The organism is Bradyrhizobium sp. LA6.1, from assembly GCF_040547805.1.
GTDB classification, from domain to species: Bacteria; Pseudomonadota; Alphaproteobacteria; order Rhizobiales; family Xanthobacteraceae; genus Bradyrhizobium; species Bradyrhizobium barranii.
The window spans coordinates 105,252-122,948 of the sequence record NZ_JBEPQK010000019.1; the positions used below are offsets into that span (position 1 = coordinate 105,252).

Genomic DNA, 17,697 nt, shown 5'->3' on the forward strand with positions numbered 1-17,697 from the left:
GAAGCCGCTTTCGGCGCCGCAGGGCTGCCTTGCCGCAGCGGGAAAGCGCAAGGAATTACAGAGTTTTGCCTGGGAGACGACAATGGATGAGGTAACGGCCGAGAGGGGCGCGGCGACCGGCGGCGTCAAGATCCTGCTGCGGCTGGAAGGCCTGACCCTGTTCACGGGGATGGTGATGCTCTACGCCTCCTGGGGCGGCTCGTGGCTGGTGTTCGCCCTGCTCTTCTTCGTCCCCGATCTGAGCTTCCTGGCGTACCTCGCCGACGCCAGATTCGGGGCGCTGGTCTACAATGCCGCCCACAGCTACATGGCGCCGGTGGCGCTGCTGACGCTGGGCTTCGGCTTCGCCTCGCCGCTCACGCTGTCCATCGCCATGATCTGGCTCGCCCATATCGGCATCGACCGGGCGCTCGGCTACGGCCTGAAATATTCGGCCGGGTTCGGCTTCACCCATCTCGGGCGGATCGGCCGCCAGAAAGACGCCTGAGGGGATTGCCGTCGTTTTGTCGGCCCCCACCGGTTGACCGGGCCGGCCGATTCAGGCTTGCTCCCTTCACGATCAAGCGCCGAATGTTGCGTGAGCTCAGTCGGTACGGCGGCGGTCACCACGTCTGGCTGCAAGCATCACCCATGTCCGCCACGGTCGTCCCCCTGCCGCCGAACAGCCCGTCCGAAACCACCGACTTCCTGCGGCGGATGGCCAGCATGGTGTCGGGGCGCAACGGCGAGATGCTGCTGCGCGCGGCCGCGCTGATCGAATCGCTGAAGCAACGGGCGATGTCGGCCGAACGGCTGTTTCACGAGCAACAGGAAGAGAACAAGCGCCTTGTAGACCTGCGCGAGGCGACCGCGCTCGCCTCCGAAGCCATGGTCAGCCAGATCGCGGCGCTGGGGACCCAGCTCGCCGAGGTGACCGCGGCCGCGGCGGCCGAGCGCGCGGCGTTCGACGCCGAGCGCGGCAAGCTGCTCGGCCTGATGCAGGATGCGGAAAGCCATATCGGCAAGCTCACCACCGAGCTCGACGGCTTGCGCGCCTCCGTCGACAGCTTCAACGAGACCGTGGTCTCGGTGCCGCTCGAGGTGCTGCGTCTGGCACGGACGCAGTTCGATGTCCTCTCCGCGGGTTTTGCCCGCAAGGGCGACGTGATCTCGGAAGCGATGAGCGAGATCGGCGGCTTTGCGATCGACCAGGCGCTGATGGCGAAGAAGGCGGATAAGGCCTGAGGTCGTCGCGCATCAAATTGACAGTGCGCAGGTCCGTTGTTCTACTCCATGAAAATCATGGGGGACGATCACGATGCCGACGGCATTCCGCGTCGCTATGGCGCTCTGCATTTCAACACTGCTCGCCGGCATTGGCGCCAACGCGCAATCCCTGCCGAAGGAAGTCGCCACCCGCGCCGAGATCTATCCGATCCCCTCGCTCACCCTCTCCGACCAGCAATTCCTCAGCGGCGATGCGGCGGCCGGCAAGCCGGTGACGGTCGCTGGCGAATTCCGCGTCGCCCAGGGCACCGGCAAGCTTCCCGTCGTGGTGCTGATGCACGGCTCGAGCGGCGTCGGCGCCACGACCGAGGCCTGGGTGCACGCTTTCAACGCCATGGGCATCTCGACCTTCGTGATCGACGGTTTTACCGGCCGCGGGCTGACGGTGGTGGGGCCGAACCAGGCCCTGCTCGGCCGGCTCAACCTGATCGTCGACATCTACCGCTCACTGGAGATTCTTGCGAAGCATCCCCGCGTCGACCCCGACCGTATCGTGCTGATGGGCTTCTCGCGCGGCGGACAGGCGACGCTCTATGCGAGCCTCGATCGCTTCAACAAGCTCTGGAACAAGTCCGGCGTGCAGTTCGCGGCTTACATTCCCTTCTATCCGGATTGCTCGACGACGTATCAAAGCGACGGCGACGTCGCCGCACGCCCGATCCGCATCTTCCATGGCACGCCCGACGACTACAATCCCGTGACGAGCTGCAAGGCGTTCGTCGGACGGCTCAAGACGGCCGGGCGCGATGTGGTGCTGACCGAATACCCCGACAGCGCGCACGGCTTCGATAGTGGCCTGCTCGGCGTCAGCGCCGTTGCGGTGTCGGCCAACGCGCAGACCGTGCGCAACTGCCATATCAAGGAGGGCGACGGCGGCGTGCTGATGAACGGCGATACCAACGCGCCGTTCACCTACAAGGATTCCTGCGTCGAGCTCAACCCGCATGTCGGCGGCAACCCCGCGACCGCTGTGGAGTCGCGGAAGGCGGTGGAGGAATTTTTGCAGGCGCTGTTCAAGCTGGGGTGAGACTGTCCGCCCCGCACGCGCTGCCGTAGGGTGGGCAAAGCGAAAGCGTGCCCACCAACTAGATGATGGTGGGCACGGCGCTATGCGCCTTTGCCCACCCTACGGCATCGCAATTTTGTCGCGGGTTCCTCGCGCCTCCTACGGCTCACCGGGCCTAAACGGCTCCTGCTTCTCCGGCGGCACCGTCTCTTCGGCCATCGCCAGCAGCATCGCGACCATCACGTAATTGCCGGCAACCGCGGTGAGATCGACGATCTGCTGATCGCTAAACACCTTCTTCGCCCGCGCGTAGGTCTCGTCGGAAACTTTCTTGGTCGTGGTGATCTCGGTGACGAAGTCGTAGACCACGGCCTCGTCATCGGCCATTTTCGACGGCCGCTTGTTGGCCTTCAGCTCCGCGATGATATCCGCCGACAGGCCGGCCTTGGCCGCCAGCGGCGCATGCGCGAACCATTCCACCTGCGAGCGCCACTGCCGCCCGATGATCAGGATCGCGAACTCATTCAGCCTGGTCGGGACCGAGGTCTCCCAGCGCAGATAGTAGAACAGGTCGAACAGTCGCTGGCCGAGCACCGGGCTGCGGATCATCGGATTGTAGGGCCCGCCGATGCCGACGCTCGACACCTTCATGATCTGCTCGCCGAGCGGCTTCTGCTTGGCGTCGAGCTGGTCCATGGTGAGCTGCGGAAAGCGCGGCTCCTTGCTGGTGGCGGGTGCGGCAAACATCGTGGCTGCGAGCCAGCCGCCGGCGGCGGCCAACGTGATCGACGACAGCCAGAGTGGCGTTGAATTCATTTTATCCTCCCGACCTTTTCTTTTGTTTGGTCGGAAGGATGCTAGCAGGTTCGTACGCGCCAGCTAGATCGCGCCGATCTCGGCAAGGCAGGCTTGCGTCAACGGCATGCGCTCGCCGACGAGACGCGGCTCCTTGCAGTCCATGTTGAGCGCGAACACGGTATGCGCCTCGCCCTTCTCGGCCCAGCCGACCATCCAGCCGAGCGACGGCTCGCCGCGCTCGGCGCCGAGCAAGCCGGATTTGGCGCGGATGACGCTGTCGCCGACCTTGGTCACCGGCAGGATGTCGGCGACGAGGTCCTGGCTGCGCTTGCTGATCGGCAGCGCGCGGCGGCGCAGCCGATCGACGAAATCGATCTGCTCGACCGGGTCGATGCGCAAATTGCCGGTGAGCCAGAACTGGTCGATGCCGCCGCCGATATCGCGATTGCCGTAGTCGAACAGATCGACGTACTTTTGCATCCGCTCTTGCCCGATCCGGCGCGCGATCTCCTGATAGACCGGCACGGCGCTGACCGCGATGGCGCTGCGCATCGTGTGGTCCTTGTTCCAGGCCTCGATCGGCCGCTTCACGCCGTCCCAGGGGAACACGTCCTTGTCGGGATCGGTGACCACGCCGGTCTCCAGCGCAATCAGCGAGTTCGGGATCTTGAAGGTCGAGGCCGGCAGCTTTGCTTCGCCGGAACGGTCCTTGTCGCTGGCGACGATCAGATAGTCCTCGACCTTGTAGCCGACGAAGGTGCCGGCGGTACCGAGATCGGCGAAGCGCTTTGCCAGGCTGTCGCGGATCTCGTTGCGCGGCGGCGCGACGTGGGCGAACGCACGTGACGGCATGGTGGCAGCTGCGGCAAGAAGGCCCAGAGTGGAACGGCGGGTCGGCAAGAGCGGTATCCGTTGAGCAATGAAGATGGCCGCGACCATGCGGCCGCTATCGTGGTGAAACGATGACAGGTTATTTCTTGAGCACGATCCTGTCGGAAAACCGCTGCACACTTTTCCGGATCATGCTCTACCGCCCCCGGCCCGACAGCCGCAGCACGAACACCAGCACTTCGGCGACGGCCTTGTAGAGGTCGGGCGGGATCTCCTCGCCGAGCTCAACCTTGGACAGCGCGCCGGCCAAGATCTCGTTCTCTTCGATCGGGATATCGTTGGCCTTGGCGATCTCGACGATCTTTTCGCCGATCGTGCCCTTGCCCTTGGCGACGACGACGGGCGCGTTGCTGCCCTTCTCGTAGTGCAGCGCAATTGCGAGCTTGGATGGATCGCTCATGTGGCGCGATCCAGGAAGTGGCCGGCGCGGGCCGGTGCCGGCTGCGGCGGCGCGCCGTCGCGGACCAAGATGTCGCCGGGCTTGAGCTCGGCGCGCGTCAGGGCTTGATTCAGCTCGCCGATGCCGGCGCGGAGCTGCTGCGCGGTCGCGGGCCGCTCCGCCCACATCCGCACAAAAGTCTTGTCGCCGTTGAGCGTGATCAGCGCATGCACGGGGCCGGCCGGCTCGACATTGAGCGTGAAGCGCGCGCGCCAGGCGCGCTTGGCGGGATCAGAGGACTCATTGCCGCCGTCGCGCGAGATCTCGAATTGTGCCATCGCGGTGCCCTGCGGGGTCGCAAAGGGAATCTCGAAATTCCATTGCGGCACAGCCGGGTCGATGCGATGGCCGGAGGCATCAGTGCGATCGGGCAGCGAGGCGACCTGGAGCAGCGTTTGACGCGCGATCGCGGCATCGGTGTCGTCGAGCAGGCGGTGCACCGTTGCGGAGAGCGGCGTATCCAGCGCGAGCGATGGCAAAGCGATCGCCTGCGGCGCCGGCAGCGCGCCGCGGAACGGCGGCGGTGTCGCGCGCGCGGCGGCCTCGAAGAGATGGCCGTCGGGCACGGCCTTGTTCGAGCCGGGCACATTGCCGATCAGGCGCGGCAGGTTTTGCGTGACCTCCTGCAGGAGGGTCGCGGCAAGGCCGGCGGACATGGTTCTTGGCATCGCGGCCTGCGGAGCGCCGCCGGCGATGTCGGCGAGCACAGCGGCTGCGAGATTGGCGCTGCGCGGCATCTGCGGCTGTTGGGCCATATCGAGCTCGGTCGACGGCGATGCAGCCTGACCCGGCACGGCGGCGACCTGCGATGTCCCCGCCGTAGCGATCGCGGCGCCTTGCGCCTGTGGCGCGGCGGTCTCGAGCGTGGCCAATGTCTGGCGCAGCACCAGCAGCGCGGCCTTCAGGTCCGGCATCGCGCCGGAGGACGGCGTTGCGCCTGCGGCCAATGACGCCTCGAGAAACAGACCGGACTTCTGGAAGGCGGATTCGATATCGCCGCCATCGAGACCGGTGTTGAGCGGCGTCTGCTGCGCCAGCACGGCCAGCACCGCCTGCTTCAGTCCCGCCGGCAGATCGCTACCGGTGACGACGGAGGCGAGATTGGCGAACAACGGGGCCTGGCTGCCCTGTTTTGTGACCGCCTCGGCCGAAGCCACGGTGACGGCGACCTGCTCCAACGACGTCAGCGTGTTGCGTGCGGTGGTCGCAGATGGCGCGAGCGGCGGGCTGTCCAGGAGCGACGCCGCCCGCGGCGTCAGCGTGATCTGGTCGGCAGTCGCCTCGCCTGCCCCGTTCATGATGGCGAGCCTGATGGTGCCGTCGTTCTGCGACACTGCGAGCTGGAGATTTTGCCCCGGTGTCAGCGACACCTCGGACATCACATCCATCGACAGATTGGCGATTGCGATCCGCACCAGATTGTCGGCCATCACGCTGACGACCCTTGCGTCCACGACGCTGCCGGCCTGGAGCACAAGATCGGGCGTCGCCGCATCAGCCACGGGGCTGGCGGCACTGACCGGAACGATCGAGCTTATCGGCGTCGGCATCTGAAGGGGCCCTGGGAACGCTGGCCCCACCCTAAGGCCCCGTCGTAAACCTCTCGTTAAGGACCTTTGTCCGCTTGCGGCTTCACGGCCGCCAAAACCGCCACTGCGGCCTGAAAATCCTTCAGGCGGGCGGCGCGGCGGGCAGCCGCCTCCTCGTCCACGCCCCATTTCTCGGCGTTCCAGTCCTCGTCGACATGGGCGGCGGCCCAGACCTGGCCGGCATCGCGCACGCCATGGGCGAGCGCCAGCGCCAGCAGCGCCGAACCGGTCAGGGTCGTGACCACATGGAGCGCCGCGATCGACCAGGGATCACCGGGGAGCGCGGCGCGGGCGGCCTGAACGGCCTCGTCCGGCTGCTTCACGTGCATGATGCCCTCGGACAGGATGAAATGCGCGCCAAGCGTCTCCGCGGCCCAGAACAGCACGGGATCCCAATGCGTGGCCTCGCGGGCGACCAGCCCTTCGGGGTGGCCGGCGCGATAGAACAGCAGGTCGGTCTCGAAGTATTTTGCAAGGTCGGCGCTGACGAGCTCGACGCGATCGATGACACCCTCGACGACGCTGTTGGCGATCCGCGTCAGCGGCATGGTCACGGGATTAATCGTCTCGCCCTGGGCCGCCCATTCCGCGGCCACGGCATCGGCCAGCGCGCGCGACGGGATCACCACCTGCCGGGCCGATGGCGTCCGGATCGGCCTGCCGTCCAGCGTGATGGCGAGACCGCCCTCGGCCTCGGCCACGCCCGCCTCCTTGTAGAAGCGCTTGCGCTGCGGCGTACGCGCGGCCTGACGCACCGCCTCCTGCGGATCGAGCGGGGATCGCCCCGCAACCTCATCGAACAATTCGCGCATCTCGTTTCGGCCTTCGGTCTCTGAATGCTAGGCTTGTAAGCCAAGACCGGCGGCTGATAAAGCGAGCGGCAAGGCATGAGGGAACTTGCGGGCATTGCGGCCCTTCTCGCCGGGCTCTGGCCGGCCGCGGCGGACGCCGGTTTCCGCACCCCGGAATCGCTGGTCCGCAATGTCTACGCGCATTACGGCGATGGCGCGCCGGAACTGTCAAATGGCCTGCCGCGCGATGCCGCCTCCGCCCGGCAATTCTTTGACCCCAGCCTGCGCAAGGCCTGGAGCGCGCCGAGGGTCGAGCCCTACGACTTCCTGGTGCAGAGCCCGAGCTGGAAGCTCGGCCCGGTCGCGATCGCGGTCGTTCGCAGGCAATACGACAAGACCTATGTCGCGGCGAATTTCGACAATCGCGGGCGAAAGGTCACGCTGAACTTCGTCCTGGTCAACGGACCCGAAGGCTGGCTGATCACGGATGTCGAAAGCCCGCACGACAGTCTGCGGATGTTTCTGGAGCAGTTTCGGAAGTGAGCGGGCCAGTCGCCACTGCCTCAACACCGTCATTGCGAGCGCAGCGAAGCAATCCAGACTGTATCCGCAGAAGCATTCTGGATTGCTTCGTCGCTTCGCTCCTCGCAATGACGGGGCTGGTAGCGAGGCCCCAATCCCTACTCTTCCGGCGCGTTCTCGATCGGATCAAACCGGCTCGCATCGAGCCCGAGCAGATTCCACGACTGCTGCATGTGCGGCGGCAATGGCGCGGTGGCGTCGATCACGCCGCCGCGGGGATGCGGAATGACGATGCGGCGCGCAAGCAGATGCAACCGGTTTTGCAGGCCGCCCGGCAGCTGCCAGTTCTCGATGTTGAAATATTTGGGATCGCCGACAATGGGGTGGCCGATATGCTCCATGTGGGCGCGCAGCTGATGGGTGCGGCCGGTCACGGGCTTGAGCGACACCCAGGTCAGCTTGTTGCCGGCGGTCTCGACCACCGCATAATACGTCACCGCGTGGCTGGCACCTTCGTCGCCATGCTGGGCGATGCGCATGATGGTGTCGTCCTCGCTCTCTTCCTTCGCGAGGAAGGTCGAGATGCGGCCCTGCTTCGGCTTCGGCAGACCCGGCACCAGCGCCCAATAGGTCTTTCGCGCGGACCGCGAGCGAAAGGCGCCGGTCAGATGCGAGGCGGCAAATCGCGTCTTGGCGATCAGCAGGCAGCCCGAGGTCTCCCGGTCGATGCGGTGCACGAGGCGCGGCTTCTGGCCCTTGGAATCACGCATCACCTCCAGCATCTGGTCGATGTGCCGTGTCATGCCCGAGCCGCCCTGCACGGCGAGGCCCAACGGCTTGTTCAGCACGAGAACGTCGTCGTCCTCGTAGATCGTCATCTCCTTCAGCGCGGCAAGCGTTTTTTGCGCAGCTTCCGACAGTGGGCTGGCCGCCTTCGGCGTGTCGAGCTTCAGCGGCGGAATGCGGACGCTCTGGCCCTCCTCCAGGCGGTCCTTGCTGTCGACGCGCTTGCCGTCGACCCGCAACTCGCCTTTGCGGACGACGCGCTGGATGTGGGAGAACGACAGGCCCGGAAAGCGCGCTTCGAGGAAACGGTCGACGCGCATGTTGTTCTCGTCGGCCGTGACCTTGACGGTCTGCACCTTGGTCGGCAGCAGCGCCTCGACGGGCTTTGCCGGCGCCGACGCTTCGGGCGCAGCCTTGGGCGGCCGCCGCTCAGCACGCTCCGCCGCAAAGCGCGGCGGCTTCGCACCCGGCTTGCCACCCAGCCGTGGTCCCGCCTTCTTCGCAGTGCGCGCCTTGAATGGACGCGAATCGTCGCGCTCGTCACGCGAGCGGGGCTTTGGGTTCATTCTTTTGATGCGGCGGCTCATGGTTGCCTGCGTACCCTAAAAGCCGGCTCCCGTCACGGCGAAATGGCCGTTTCTAGCGCGAGCCACCCCGCTCCTTCCGCAGCTTGGCCCAGTAATCCAGCCGCTTGCGGATCTCGCGCTCAAAACCGCGCTCGGGCGGGTCGTAGAAGGTCTGGCGGCCCAGGGCTTCCGGAAAGTAGTCCTGGCCGGAGAAGGCGTCGGGGGCGTCGTGGTCGTATTCGTAGGCCGCGCCGTAGCCTTCGGACTTCATCAGCTTGGTCGGGGAATTGAGGATGTGCTTTGGCGGTAGCAGCGAGCCGGCCTGTTTTGCGACCTGCATCGCGGCCTTGAAAGCCGTGTAGACGGCATTCGATTTCGGCGCGGTGGCGAGATAGACGACGGCTTGCGCGATCGCGAGCTCGCCCTCGGGATGGCCGAGGAAGTCGAAGGCGTCCTTGGCCGCGTTGGCAATGACGAGCGCCTGCGGATCGGCAAGGCCGATGTCCTCGACCGCCATGCGTACGACGCGGCGGGCCAGGAACAGCGGGTCCTCGCCGGCATCGAGCATGCGCGCGAGGTAATACAGCGCGGCGTCGGGGTCGGAGCCCCGCACCGACTTATGCAGCGCCGAGATCAGGTTGTAGTGACCGTCGGCCGACTTGTCGTAGATCGGCGCGCGGCGCTGCAGGATCTCCTGCAACTGCGCCGCGTTGAAAATCTCGTCCGCCCGCGCCGAACGCCAGACCTCCTCGACAAGCGTCAGCGATGCCCGGCCGTCGCCGTCGGCCATGCGCACCAGCACGGCGCGCGCCTCGTCATCGAGCGGCAGCTTGCGGCCCTCGACCTCCTCGGCATGCGCGAACAGTTTTTCGATCGCGGCGGCATCGAGCGAGCGAAACACCAGCACGCGCGCGCGCGAGAGCAACGCCGCGTTGAGCTCGAAGGACGGGTTTTCGGTGGTCGCGCCGACCATCACGACGGTGCCGTCTTCCATAACGGGCAGAAACGAATCCTGCTGGGCGCGATTGAAGCGATGCACCTCGTCGACGAACAGCAGCGTGCCCTTACCCATCTCGCGGCGGGCGCGCGCGGCGTCAAACGCCTTCTTCAGATCGGCGACGCCGGAGAACACGGCGGAGATCTGCTCGAAATGCAGATCGGTCGCATCCGCCAGCAGCCGCGCCACCGTGGTCTTGCCGGTGCCGGGCGGGCCCCAGAACACCAGCGAGCCGAGCGTGCGCGTCTCCAGCATGCGCGTCAGCGCACCGTCGGGACCGAGGATATGGTCCTGGCCAACGACCTCCGACAGCGCGCGCGGGCGCAGCCGGTCCGGCAGCGGATGCGGAGCCTCGTGGTCGAGCCCCGCCGCGGCGAAGAGAGTTGGCGTCTCCTGTGGTCGCTTCGGGCTCATCCGCCCAGCGTGACGTTGATCTGCTGGCCGCCACGCACCAGCGTGATGCGCCAGATCCGCGGCCGTTCGCCCGCCGCCTTTTCGAGGTCGCCGGTCTTGCTGATCTTCTGGTTGTTGACGGCGAGGATGATGTCGCCCTTCTGGAAGCCGACACTCGCAGCCGCGCTGTCGCCGCCGAGATCGGTGATCACGACGCCTTCGGTGTCGGCGTCCAGATGCAGCTCGTCGGCAACCGCCGGCGTGATGGACGAGACCTTCGCGCCCTGGAACGGCGAGCGCGCGGTGACGACGAGTTCGTTGCGGCCGGAGTCGGGAGCGGTCTCGAGCGAGATCGTGACCTTGAGTGGCTTGCCGCCGCGCTGCACGTCGATCTGCGCGGTGCCGCCGAGCGGACGCGTGGCGAAACGGTAATCGAACGCGTTGGGATCATCCACGGTCTGGCCGTCGATCCCGGTGATGAGATCGGAGGATTTCAGGCCGGCCTTGGCCGCGGGGCCGGTCGAGACCACGCTTGCGACCAGCGCGCCGGTCGGCGAACGCAGGCCGAGGCTCTCGGCGATCTCGGGCGTCACCGCCTGCAATTTTGCCCCTAACCACGGCCGCTTCACCGCCTTGCCGCCGCTCTTGGCGGAGGCGACGACGACGCGCACCATGTTGGCGGGAATCGCAAAGCCGATGCCTTGCGAGCCGCCGGAGCGCGAATAGATCGCGGTGTTGATGCCGGCGAGCTTTCCGCTCATGTCGACCAGCGCGCCGCCGGAATTGCCGGGATTGATGGCCGCATCGGTCTGGATGAAGAACTGGTAGTCGGTGATGCCGACCTGGGTGCGCGCGAGCGCCGAGATGATGCCGTGGGTCACGGTCTGGCCGACGCCGAAGGGATTGCCGATCGCGAGCACGACGTCGCCAACCAGCAGCTCGTCGGAATTGGTGAAGTCGAGGGTCGGAAACTTCTCCTTGGTGTCCTTCAGGCGCAGCACGGCGAGATCGGTGCGCGGATCCTTCAGCAGGATCTCAGCCTCGAACTCCCGCTTGTCCGACAGCGATACTTTCACCTGGTCCGCGCCCTCGATGACGTGGACGTTGGTGACGACGAGGCCGGAGGCATCGACGATGACACCGGAGCCGAGCGAGCGCTGCATCTGCTCGGGCTGCTGGCCCGGCACGCCGAAGAAGCGGCGGAAGATCGGGTCGTCCAGCAGCGGATTGCGGTTCTGCACCACCTTGGCGGCGTAGACGTTGACGACGGCCGGCTGCACCCGCTGCACGATCGGCGCATAGGACAGCCGCAGCTCGGCGGGCGAGGACGGGACACGACGGTCCTGCGCGGCGGCCGGATTGAGGTGGGCTGAAAACGCTATGCACAATGCCGTGATGACGGCGGTCCGGGTCGATCGAAACATTCCTACCTCTCGGAAAAGACGCCGGAATATAGGCGCGTTCGCCCGCCAATAGAAGGGCGCCAGGGGGCATTATTCAGCCGCCTTTCCGGTGTGTCCGCCTTGCAAGTCCCGCATGCGAAATGACAATTTACCTGGGCGGTGGATTGGCATGATGCGCGTCATCCACCATTGTGGTGTCGAGCGGATTCGGTTGCGGCGAATTGGCATCAGTGGGAACCGCGCAACCGGGCGCAGCGTCGCGGGGCAGTCATCGATCATACCTAGGCTCTCCCGTTGCGACTTGGGGAAGTTCGTCAAACGATGGAGTCATGATGTGAGCAGGACAAGACTTGCAGCCACCGCGATTGGTCTCGCCGGTGCGCTGGCGGCCTCGCAGGCCCAGGCCCAAATGGCAAGCAGCAGCGATCAGGAGATCGCTCTGCTGAAGCAGCAATTGAAGATGCTGGAGCAGAAGCTCGACAAGCTCCAGAGCCAGACCGCCGCCAACACGGCGGCCACGGCGAAGGCCAAAGTCGAAGCAAAGGCAGAGGCCAAGGCCGAAGCGCGCTCGGAGGCGAAGGCGGTCGTGGCCAATGCTAACGCGGCGATCCCGCTCAAGGGACCGGCGCCCGCGTCCGGCGCCGTCGTGACGATGCCGAACAACCGGCCAACCATCTGCACCGCCGATGGGGCAAACTGCGTCGCGATCACCGGTCGCGTGCACTACGATATGGGCGGCTATGACTATCGTCCCAACACGGCGGCAACTGTGCCGCAAAAGCTGGACAGCGGCGAAAACGTGCGTCGCGCGCGCATCGGTGTCGTCGGCAAATTCCTCGAAGACTGGAATTTCGCGCTGATCTACGATTTCGGGGGCTCGTCCGACGGATTTGGCGGCACGGGCGCCGCCGGCGCTACGCCTGTCGGCTTCCTGCCGGGCGGAGGCACCTCCGGCATCGAGAATGCTTGGGTGAGCTACACGGGGCTGAAGCCGTTCGGCGGCAAGATGGCAATCGAAGCCGGCATCATGGACCTTGCCTGGACCCTGGATGAATCCACGAGTTCCAACGACATTGCCTTCATGGAACGCGCCTCGGTCGGCATCATCGCGCAAAATATCGCCGCCGGCGACTTCCGTTCCGCCGCCGGTGCCCGCTGGTACAATGACGTGTTCTGGGCCGGCGCTTACGTGACCGGCCCGACCTCGGGTGCCATTCACTCGGCCTCGAGCGTGTCACCTCCCGGGACCAGCGAGCAATACGGCGCGACCGCCCGCGTTGCGGGTCAGGTCGTGAGCGGCAACGACTACTCCGTGCATCTCGGCGCCGACGCGGAATGGCTGATCCAGCCGCCGCGCAATCTGCTCGCGAACACGCAAACGCTCACGCTCAGCGATCGTCCCGAGCTGCGCATCGATCCCACGACGCTGATCTCGACCGGTGCGATTGCAAATGTGTCGGGCGCGCAGGTCTATGGCGTGGAAGCCGCGGCCACCTATGGACCGCTCTGGGTCCAGGGCGAATACTACTGGTTCAACATCGATCGCGGTGCGAACACCGCGGTGGCGCCCATCGGTACGTCGAGCCTCAAATTCCAGGGCGGCTACGCACAGGCGGCCTATGTCCTGACCGGTGAATCGCGCAAGTACAATCCGAGCAACGCGGCCTATGGCGGCGTCAAGCCGAACAATCCGTTCTCGATCAACGGCGGCGGCTGGGGTGCCTGGGAGATCGCCGGTCGCTACTCGACCATAGATCTGAACGATCAGTTGGCGACCGCCGCCGGCATCGCCGGCGGGCGGCAAACCGTCTACACGCTGGCGCTCAACTGGTACGTCAACGGCAATGTGCGCTTCATGCTCGACTATCTGCATGGCACGGTGTCGAAGCAGGCCTCGGCGGTGTCGGCGGCGGACACCGGCTCGAAGTTCGATGCGGTCGCGTTGCGCACGCAGTTTGCGTTCTGATGCAATCTCTTCCGGGAGCGGCACGGTCCGCTCCCGGAGAGTTACGCTGCGCGCTTCGGCTTCTTGACCGGCTCCACTTCGGGCGGCGGCGCGCAGGACAGCCGTTGCTGATGGCTCTCGCCCCAGGCCTTCAGGATGTCGATCACCGGCCGCAGGCTCTCGCCGAGCTCGGAGAGGCAATACTCCACGCGTGGCGGCACCTCGGCATAGACCTTGCGGATGACGAGCTTGTCCTCCTCCAGCGCGCGAAGCTGCTTTGTCAGCATGCGCTGGGTGATGCCGGGCATCCGGCGACGCAGTTCGCCGAAGCGCTGGGTGCCGTCCTGGAGATGGTAGAGGATCACGCCCTTCCACTTGCCGTCGATCAGGTCCAGCGTCGCCTCGACCGAGCAGCCCGGACGCCGGGTAAAATCTCGCCGCTTCATGCGTGTTTTCCCAATAGTATCCAAACAGGGACTATATCCCCGAATTTACAGTACTTGCCAAATCGGGGCTAGCGGGACAGTTAGCGGGCCAGGCGCAGATCACAAGCTACGCGCCATTTGATGGAGACAAGCCATGAAGGCCGTCGGCTACAAAAAATCGCTTCCGATCGAGGATCAGGACGCGCTGATCGATTTCGAGACCGCAAAGCCCGAGCCCAAGGGGCGCGATATCCGCGTCGCCGTGAAGGCCATCTCGGCCAACCCGGTTGATTATAAGGTACGCAAGCGTGCCGCCCCGCCCGAGGGCGAGACGAAGATTCTTGGCTATGACGCGGCCGGAATCGTCGATGCCGTGGGTCCGGACGTCACACTGTTCAAGCCGGGCGACGAGGTGTTTTACGCCGGCTCGATCCTGCGCCAGGGCACCAATTCCGAATTCCACCTGGTCGACGAGCGCATCGTCGGCGTCAAGCCGAAGTCGCTCTCGTTCGCGCAGGCCGCAGCCCTCCCCCTCACCTCCATCACCGCCTGGGAATTGCTGTTCGACCGGCTCGGCGCGGTGCCCGGCAAGAGCGTCGATCCGCGCACGCTGCTGATCACGGGCGGCGCCGGCGGCGTCGGCTCGATCCTGATCCAGCTTGCGCGCCGCCTCACGGGCCTCACGGTGCTCGCGACGGCGACGCGGCCGGAGTCGCAAAAATGGTGCCTCGATCTCGGCGCGCATGCGGTGATCGACCACGGCAAGCCGATGAAGGAGCAGATCGAGAGCTTGAGGCTGCCGCCGGTCGCGCTGGTAGCGAGCCTTACCTTCACCGACCAGCACTACAAGGCGATCGCCGAGTTCATGGCGCCGCAGGGTCGGTTCGGCCTGATCGACGATCCCCCGGAGTTCGCCGTGAGCACCTTCAAGGGCAAGGCGATCTCGGTACACTGGGAATCGATGTTCACGCGCTCCTCTTTCCAGACGCCCGACATGATCGCGCAGCATCATCTGCTCAACGACGTCTCCGACCTCATCGACAAGGGCGTGCTGCGCACCACGCTCGACCAGACCTTTGGCACGATCAACGCGGCCAACCTCAAGCGCGCGCATGCGCTGCTCGAAAGCGGCAAGTCGCGCGGGAAGATCGTGCTGGAGGGGTGGTAGCAGTCACAACGTTAGGGCGAAGCTGCGTAGGGTGGGCAAAGGCGCGCTCGCGCCGTGCCCACCATCTCGCAACCGGTGCGACAAAAGTGGTGGGCACGCTTCCGCCTTCGCTCTTCGAGCTACGGCGGACAAGTCGCTTTGCCCACCCTACGGTGCCACGCTTCCGGTGCCACGCCTTCGCGCAGTCTCAGGCGATCGTATTGACGATGCCGCCTTCCGCGCGCAGCGCCGCACCGTTGGTCGCGGACGCTTCCTTCGACGCGACATAGACCACCATGTTGGCGATTTCGTCGACGCTGGCGAAGCGCTGGATCAGCGAACTCGGGCGGTGCTGCTTGACGAAATTGGCCGCGGCTTCATCGACCGACTGGCCATTCTGCTTGGCGAGATCCTTCACGAAGGTCTCGACGCCCTCCGACATGGTCGGACCCGGCAGCACGGAATTGACGGTAACGCCGGTGCCGCGGGTGAGCTGCGCGAGACCGCGGGCGACCGAGAGCTGGGCTGTCTTGCTCATGCCGTAGTGGATCATCTCGACGGGAATGTTGAGCCCGGACTCCGATGAGATGAAGACGATGCGGCCCCAGTTGCGCTTGAGCATGCCCTTCATATAGGCGCGCGACAGCCGCACGCCGCTCATCACATTGACCTCGAAGAAACGGCTCCAGTCCTCGTCAGGGATCTCGAAGAAGTCTTTTGGCTCGAAGATGCCGGCGTTGTTGATGAGGATGTCGACCTCCGGCAGCGCCGAGACGAGCGCCTTGCAGCCCGCTGCGGTCGAGACGTCGGCGGCGATGCCGCGGACCTTAAGGCCCGCCCCTTCCAGCTTGCGCACGGCGGCATCGACCTTGTCCTGGCCGCGACCGTTGATGACCACGCTCGCGCCGGACGCAGCGAGACCTTTTGCGATGGCGTGGCCGATGCCGGCGGTGGAGCCGGTCACGAGGGCGGTCTTTCCGGAAAGGTCGATCTTCATGAATCATCTCCATTGTTGCTGAAGCGGATATCGTGTCCAGCGCACGCCGCTTCAATCGCCACAACTGCGAAATCGTAGGGTGGGACAAAGCGACTTGTCCGCCGTAGCTCGAAGAGCGAAGGCGGAAGCGTGCCCATCTTGTCGACACGAGTTGAAAGCGAAATGGTGGGCACGGCGCGCTGAGAGCGCACCTTTGCCCACCCTGCGGCACTATTGCCGCGGCGGTAGCGTCCTGAGAAACGCGACGATGGCATCGAGATCCTGGGCCGTCATGCTGGCGTAGGCAGCATAGGCCATCGGCGGCTTGAGCTTGTGGCCGTCGCGCGCGAGGCCTTGCGTAATCGCACGTTTGATTTCGTCGTCGCTCCAGCCGCCCAGGCCGGCCGCGGGATCCGCGCTGATATTGGGGGAGATGGATTCGCCCCACGGCCCCTTGAACGTGCGGCCACCCTTGCCGCTCGCACCCGCGAAATCATGCACGGCGGACGGGCCCTCCGGCGTGTGGCATTCCAGGCAATGGGCGATGGTCAGGAGATAGCGGCCGCGCGCGAGCTTGTCGGAGAACTCGGCCTCGGTCGCCTGCTTGCCAGCATAGGTCGGCGTTTCCGGCTTCAGCGCGATCCTGTATTCCGGCGCCGGCGTTTCGTGGCGCACTGCGGGGACTGAGCGCAGGTAAGCGGTAAGCGCATCGAGATCCCGGGCCGTGAGCACCGTGTAGAACGCGGTCGGCATGATCGGCGCGACCTTGGTCCCGTTCGGCCTGTGACCGCTGACCAGAAACCGCTTCAGCTCGGCATCGCTCCAGTTGCCGATGCCGGTGTCCTTGTCCGGCGTGATGTTGGAGCCGGTGACCTTGAAGGCGGGCTCATCGAAGACCTGGCTGCCGCCCGCGAGCGCGCGCGAAAGATCGAGCCCTTGCGGTCCGCGCGGCGTGTGGCAGTTGTGGCAGACCATCACGCTGTTGACGAGATAGGCACCGCGCTCGACCAGCGTCTCGCCAGAGGCCGGCGACATCAACAGCGCCAGCGTGATCCCAAGCACAATCCTCATCGACAGCCCCCCGGCCGGAATCGCGTTCACCAGACGATGCACGGCATGAGATATCGCCGCGCCATACAAAAAAGCGGCGCCCAGGGGCGCCGCTTTCTGAAAACTGAGGTACCGGCCGGCTTACGCCGCCTCGGCTTCCTTCTCCTGCACCGGACCGGAGTCCTGGCCCTTGGCATCGACGTCGCGGTCGACGAACTCGATCACGGCCATCGCGGCGTTGTCGCCGTAGCGGAAGCCGGCCTTGATGATGCGGGTGTAGCCGCCCTGACGGTCCTTGTAGCGGGGCGCCAGCACGTCGAACAGCTTCTTGACCTGATCCTTGTCGCGCATCTCGGAGATCGCCTGGCGGCGCATGGACAGGCCGCCCTTCTTGCCGAGCGTGACGAGCTTCTCGACGATCGGACGGAGCTCCTTGGCCTTGGGCAGCGTGGTGACGATCTGCTCGTGCTTGATCAGCGCGGCGCACATATTGGCGAACATCGCGCGGCGATGCTCGGCAGTGCGGTTGAGCTTCCGATGAACCTTGCCGTGACGCATGTAACTATTCCTTAGTTTGAAACTGCCGCGACGGTTCGTCGGACATGTTGCTCAGGTGGGCTGCCTGCGTTCGCCCGCGAAAGCGCGTTGCGCTTTCGCTTTCTTGATTGAGCATGATCCTTATCGGAAAACCGCGTCGCACTTTTCCG

Annotated in this window: 18 protein-coding genes; 6 read left to right on the forward strand and 12 right to left on the reverse strand. The window is 65.6% G+C overall.

Going from position 1 to position 17,697, the window contains the following annotated elements:
* The first annotated feature begins 82 nt into the window (after window positions 1-82).
* From ABIB99_RS35020 to ABIB99_RS35030, 3 genes are all read left to right on the forward strand, one after another.
* Window positions 83-487, forward strand: coding sequence for a DUF4260 domain-containing protein (locus ABIB99_RS35020; protein WP_354180053.1), 405 nt, complete (start codon window positions 83-85; stop codon window positions 485-487).
* A 143-nt stretch (window positions 488-630) separates the two neighbouring features.
* Window positions 631-1,224 carry a hypothetical protein gene (locus tag ABIB99_RS35025; protein WP_354180055.1) on the forward strand — a complete coding sequence of 198 codons (594 nt, stop codon included), beginning with the start codon at window positions 631-633 and terminating at the stop codon, window positions 1,222-1,224.
* Between the two features lie 73 nt (window positions 1,225-1,297).
* On the forward strand, window positions 1,298-2,293 hold the full coding sequence (locus ABIB99_RS35030) for a dienelactone hydrolase family protein (RefSeq protein ID WP_354180057.1): 996 nt from the start codon (window positions 1,298-1,300) through the stop codon (window positions 2,291-2,293).
* A gap of 138 nt (window positions 2,294-2,431) precedes the next feature.
* Here ABIB99_RS35030 and ABIB99_RS35035 read toward each other — a convergent pair whose 3' ends face one another.
* From ABIB99_RS35035 to ABIB99_RS35055, 5 genes are all read right to left on the reverse strand, one after another.
* Window positions 2,432-3,088 (reverse strand): carboxymuconolactone decarboxylase family protein, encoded by a 657-nt coding sequence (locus tag ABIB99_RS35035; protein WP_354180059.1) that lies wholly within the window; start codon window positions 3,086-3,088, stop codon window positions 2,432-2,434.
* A gap of 63 nt (window positions 3,089-3,151) precedes the next feature.
* Window positions 3,152-4,009: a penicillin-binding transpeptidase domain-containing protein gene (locus tag ABIB99_RS35040; RefSeq protein ID WP_502917534.1), complete on the reverse strand. Its 858-nt coding sequence runs from the start codon at window positions 4,007-4,009 to the stop codon at window positions 3,152-3,154.
* Window positions 4,010-4,097: 88 nt separating this feature from the next.
* The gene (locus tag ABIB99_RS35045) at window positions 4,098-4,361 is read right to left on the reverse strand and encodes an EscU/YscU/HrcU family type III secretion system export apparatus switch protein (RefSeq protein WP_028151179.1); all 264 of its coding nucleotides are present in this window, start codon (window positions 4,359-4,361) and stop codon (window positions 4,098-4,100) included.
* Complete coding sequence (fliK, locus tag ABIB99_RS35050; RefSeq protein WP_354180063.1) at window positions 4,358-5,950, reverse strand: flagellar hook-length control protein FliK; 1,593 nt, start codon at window positions 5,948-5,950, stop codon at window positions 4,358-4,360. Before fliK ends, ABIB99_RS35045 begins: the two co-directional genes overlap by 4 nt.
* Window positions 5,951-6,006: 56 nt before the next feature.
* Window positions 6,007-6,801, reverse strand: a complete 795-nt coding sequence (locus ABIB99_RS35055; protein WP_354099942.1) for an ATP12 family chaperone protein — start codon at window positions 6,799-6,801, stop codon at window positions 6,007-6,009.
* A 75-nt stretch (window positions 6,802-6,876) separates the two neighbouring features.
* Here ABIB99_RS35055 and ABIB99_RS35060 point away from each other — a divergent pair, with 75 nt between their 5' ends.
* Entirely contained in the window at window positions 6,877-7,323 is a 447-nt protein-coding gene (locus ABIB99_RS35060) for a hypothetical protein (RefSeq protein ID WP_283016846.1), read from the forward strand.
* Between the two features lie 137 nt (window positions 7,324-7,460).
* Here ABIB99_RS35060 and ABIB99_RS35065 read toward each other — a convergent pair whose 3' ends face one another.
* Genes ABIB99_RS35065 through ABIB99_RS35075 form a run of 3 tightly spaced genes read right to left on the reverse strand, consistent with a single transcriptional unit; the run spans window position 7,461 to window position 11,468 of the window.
* Window positions 7,461-8,675, reverse strand: a complete 1,215-nt coding sequence (locus tag ABIB99_RS35065) for an RluA family pseudouridine synthase (RefSeq protein ID WP_354180066.1) — start codon at window positions 8,673-8,675, stop codon at window positions 7,461-7,463.
* A gap of 52 nt (window positions 8,676-8,727) precedes the next feature.
* Window positions 8,728-10,065 carry a replication-associated recombination protein A gene (locus tag ABIB99_RS35070; RefSeq protein WP_028151184.1) on the reverse strand — a complete coding sequence of 446 codons (1,338 nt, stop codon included), beginning with the start codon at window positions 10,063-10,065 and terminating at the stop codon, window positions 8,728-8,730.
* On the reverse strand, window positions 10,062-11,468 hold the full coding sequence (locus ABIB99_RS35075; protein ID WP_208087423.1) for a DegQ family serine endoprotease: 1,407 nt from the start codon (window positions 11,466-11,468) through the stop codon (window positions 10,062-10,064). Before ABIB99_RS35075 ends, ABIB99_RS35070 begins: the two co-directional genes overlap by 4 nt.
* A gap of 313 nt (window positions 11,469-11,781) precedes the next feature.
* Between ABIB99_RS35075 and ABIB99_RS35080 the strand changes: the two genes are divergently transcribed.
* Window positions 11,782-13,413, forward strand: a complete 1,632-nt coding sequence (locus tag ABIB99_RS35080) for an OprO/OprP family phosphate-selective porin (RefSeq protein ID WP_354180069.1) — start codon at window positions 11,782-11,784, stop codon at window positions 13,411-13,413.
* Between the two features lie 41 nt (window positions 13,414-13,454).
* On the opposite strand, the gene ABIB99_RS35085 is transcribed toward ABIB99_RS35080, so the two are convergent.
* Window positions 13,455-13,838 carry a winged helix-turn-helix transcriptional regulator gene (locus ABIB99_RS35085; protein ID WP_041959361.1) on the reverse strand — a complete coding sequence of 128 codons (384 nt, stop codon included), beginning with the start codon at window positions 13,836-13,838 and terminating at the stop codon, window positions 13,455-13,457.
* A 133-nt stretch (window positions 13,839-13,971) separates the two neighbouring features.
* On the opposite strand from ABIB99_RS35085, the gene ABIB99_RS35090 reads away from it, so the two are divergent.
* Window positions 13,972-14,985, forward strand: a complete 1,014-nt coding sequence (locus tag ABIB99_RS35090; protein WP_247301704.1) for a zinc-binding alcohol dehydrogenase family protein — start codon at window positions 13,972-13,974, stop codon at window positions 14,983-14,985.
* Between the two features lie 187 nt (window positions 14,986-15,172).
* Here the strand turns inward: ABIB99_RS35090 and ABIB99_RS35095 are convergent, their stop codons facing one another.
* The 3 genes from ABIB99_RS35095 to rplQ all read right to left on the reverse strand — a co-directional run bounded on the left by ABIB99_RS35095 (window position 15,173) and on the right by rplQ (window position 17,548).
* Window positions 15,173-15,961, reverse strand: a complete 789-nt coding sequence (locus ABIB99_RS35095; protein ID WP_135214972.1) for an SDR family NAD(P)-dependent oxidoreductase — start codon at window positions 15,959-15,961, stop codon at window positions 15,173-15,175.
* Between the two features lie 210 nt (window positions 15,962-16,171).
* A complete protein-coding gene (locus tag ABIB99_RS35100) occupies window positions 16,172-17,011 on the reverse strand; it encodes a c-type cytochrome (RefSeq protein ID WP_354180072.1) in 840 nt (279 codons plus the stop codon).
* Between the two features lie 120 nt (window positions 17,012-17,131).
* Window positions 17,132-17,548 carry a 50S ribosomal protein L17 gene (gene rplQ / locus ABIB99_RS35105; protein ID WP_014494513.1) on the reverse strand — a complete coding sequence of 139 codons (417 nt, stop codon included), beginning with the start codon at window positions 17,546-17,548 and terminating at the stop codon, window positions 17,132-17,134.
* Between the last annotated feature and the right edge of the window lie 149 nt (window positions 17,549-17,697).

What these genes read in the sequence shown, in the direction of transcription:
- ABIB99_RS35035 (WP_354180059.1), bottom strand. Translation starts at nt 3,088, where the DNA reads ATGAATTCAACGCCACTCTGGCTGTCGTCGATCACGTTGGCCGCCGCC.
- ABIB99_RS35095 (WP_135214972.1), bottom strand. Translation starts at nt 15,961, where the DNA reads ATGAAGATCGACCTTTCCGGAAAGACCGCCCTCGTGACCGGCTCCACC.
- ABIB99_RS35045 (WP_028151179.1), bottom strand. Translation starts at nt 4,361, where the DNA reads ATGAGCGATCCATCCAAGCTCGCAATTGCGCTGCACTACGAGAAGGGC.
- ABIB99_RS35090 (WP_247301704.1), top strand. Translation starts at nt 13,972, where the DNA reads ATGAAGGCCGTCGGCTACAAAAAATCGCTTCCGATCGAGGATCAGGAC.
- ABIB99_RS35085 (WP_041959361.1), bottom strand. Translation starts at nt 13,838, where the DNA reads ATGAAGCGGCGAGATTTTACCCGGCGTCCGGGCTGCTCGGTCGAGGCG.
- ABIB99_RS35040 (WP_502917534.1), bottom strand. Translation starts at nt 4,009, where the DNA reads ATGGTCGCGGCCATCTTCATTGCTCAACGGATACCGCTCTTGCCGACC.
- ABIB99_RS35070 (WP_028151184.1), bottom strand. Translation starts at nt 10,065, where the DNA reads ATGAGCCCGAAGCGACCACAGGAGACGCCAACTCTCTTCGCCGCGGCG.
- ABIB99_RS35100 (WP_354180072.1), bottom strand. Translation starts at nt 17,011, where the DNA reads ATGAGGATTGTGCTTGGGATCACGCTGGCGCTGTTGATGTCGCCGGCC.
- fliK (WP_354180063.1), bottom strand. Translation starts at nt 5,950, where the DNA reads ATGCCGACGCCGATAAGCTCGATCGTTCCGGTCAGTGCCGCCAGCCCC.
- ABIB99_RS35055 (WP_354099942.1), bottom strand. Translation starts at nt 6,801, where the DNA reads ATGCGCGAATTGTTCGATGAGGTTGCGGGGCGATCCCCGCTCGATCCG.
- ABIB99_RS35060 (WP_283016846.1), top strand. Translation starts at nt 6,877, where the DNA reads ATGAGGGAACTTGCGGGCATTGCGGCCCTTCTCGCCGGGCTCTGGCCG.
- ABIB99_RS35020 (WP_354180053.1), top strand. Translation starts at nt 83, where the DNA reads ATGGATGAGGTAACGGCCGAGAGGGGCGCGGCGACCGGCGGCGTCAAG.
- ABIB99_RS35025 (WP_354180055.1), top strand. Translation starts at nt 631, where the DNA reads ATGTCCGCCACGGTCGTCCCCCTGCCGCCGAACAGCCCGTCCGAAACC.
- ABIB99_RS35075 (WP_208087423.1), bottom strand. Translation starts at nt 11,468, where the DNA reads ATGTTTCGATCGACCCGGACCGCCGTCATCACGGCATTGTGCATAGCG.
- rplQ (WP_014494513.1), bottom strand. Translation starts at nt 17,548, where the DNA reads ATGCGTCACGGCAAGGTTCATCGGAAGCTCAACCGCACTGCCGAGCAT.
- ABIB99_RS35065 (WP_354180066.1), bottom strand. Translation starts at nt 8,675, where the DNA reads ATGAGCCGCCGCATCAAAAGAATGAACCCAAAGCCCCGCTCGCGTGAC.
- ABIB99_RS35030 (WP_354180057.1), top strand. Translation starts at nt 1,298, where the DNA reads ATGCCGACGGCATTCCGCGTCGCTATGGCGCTCTGCATTTCAACACTG.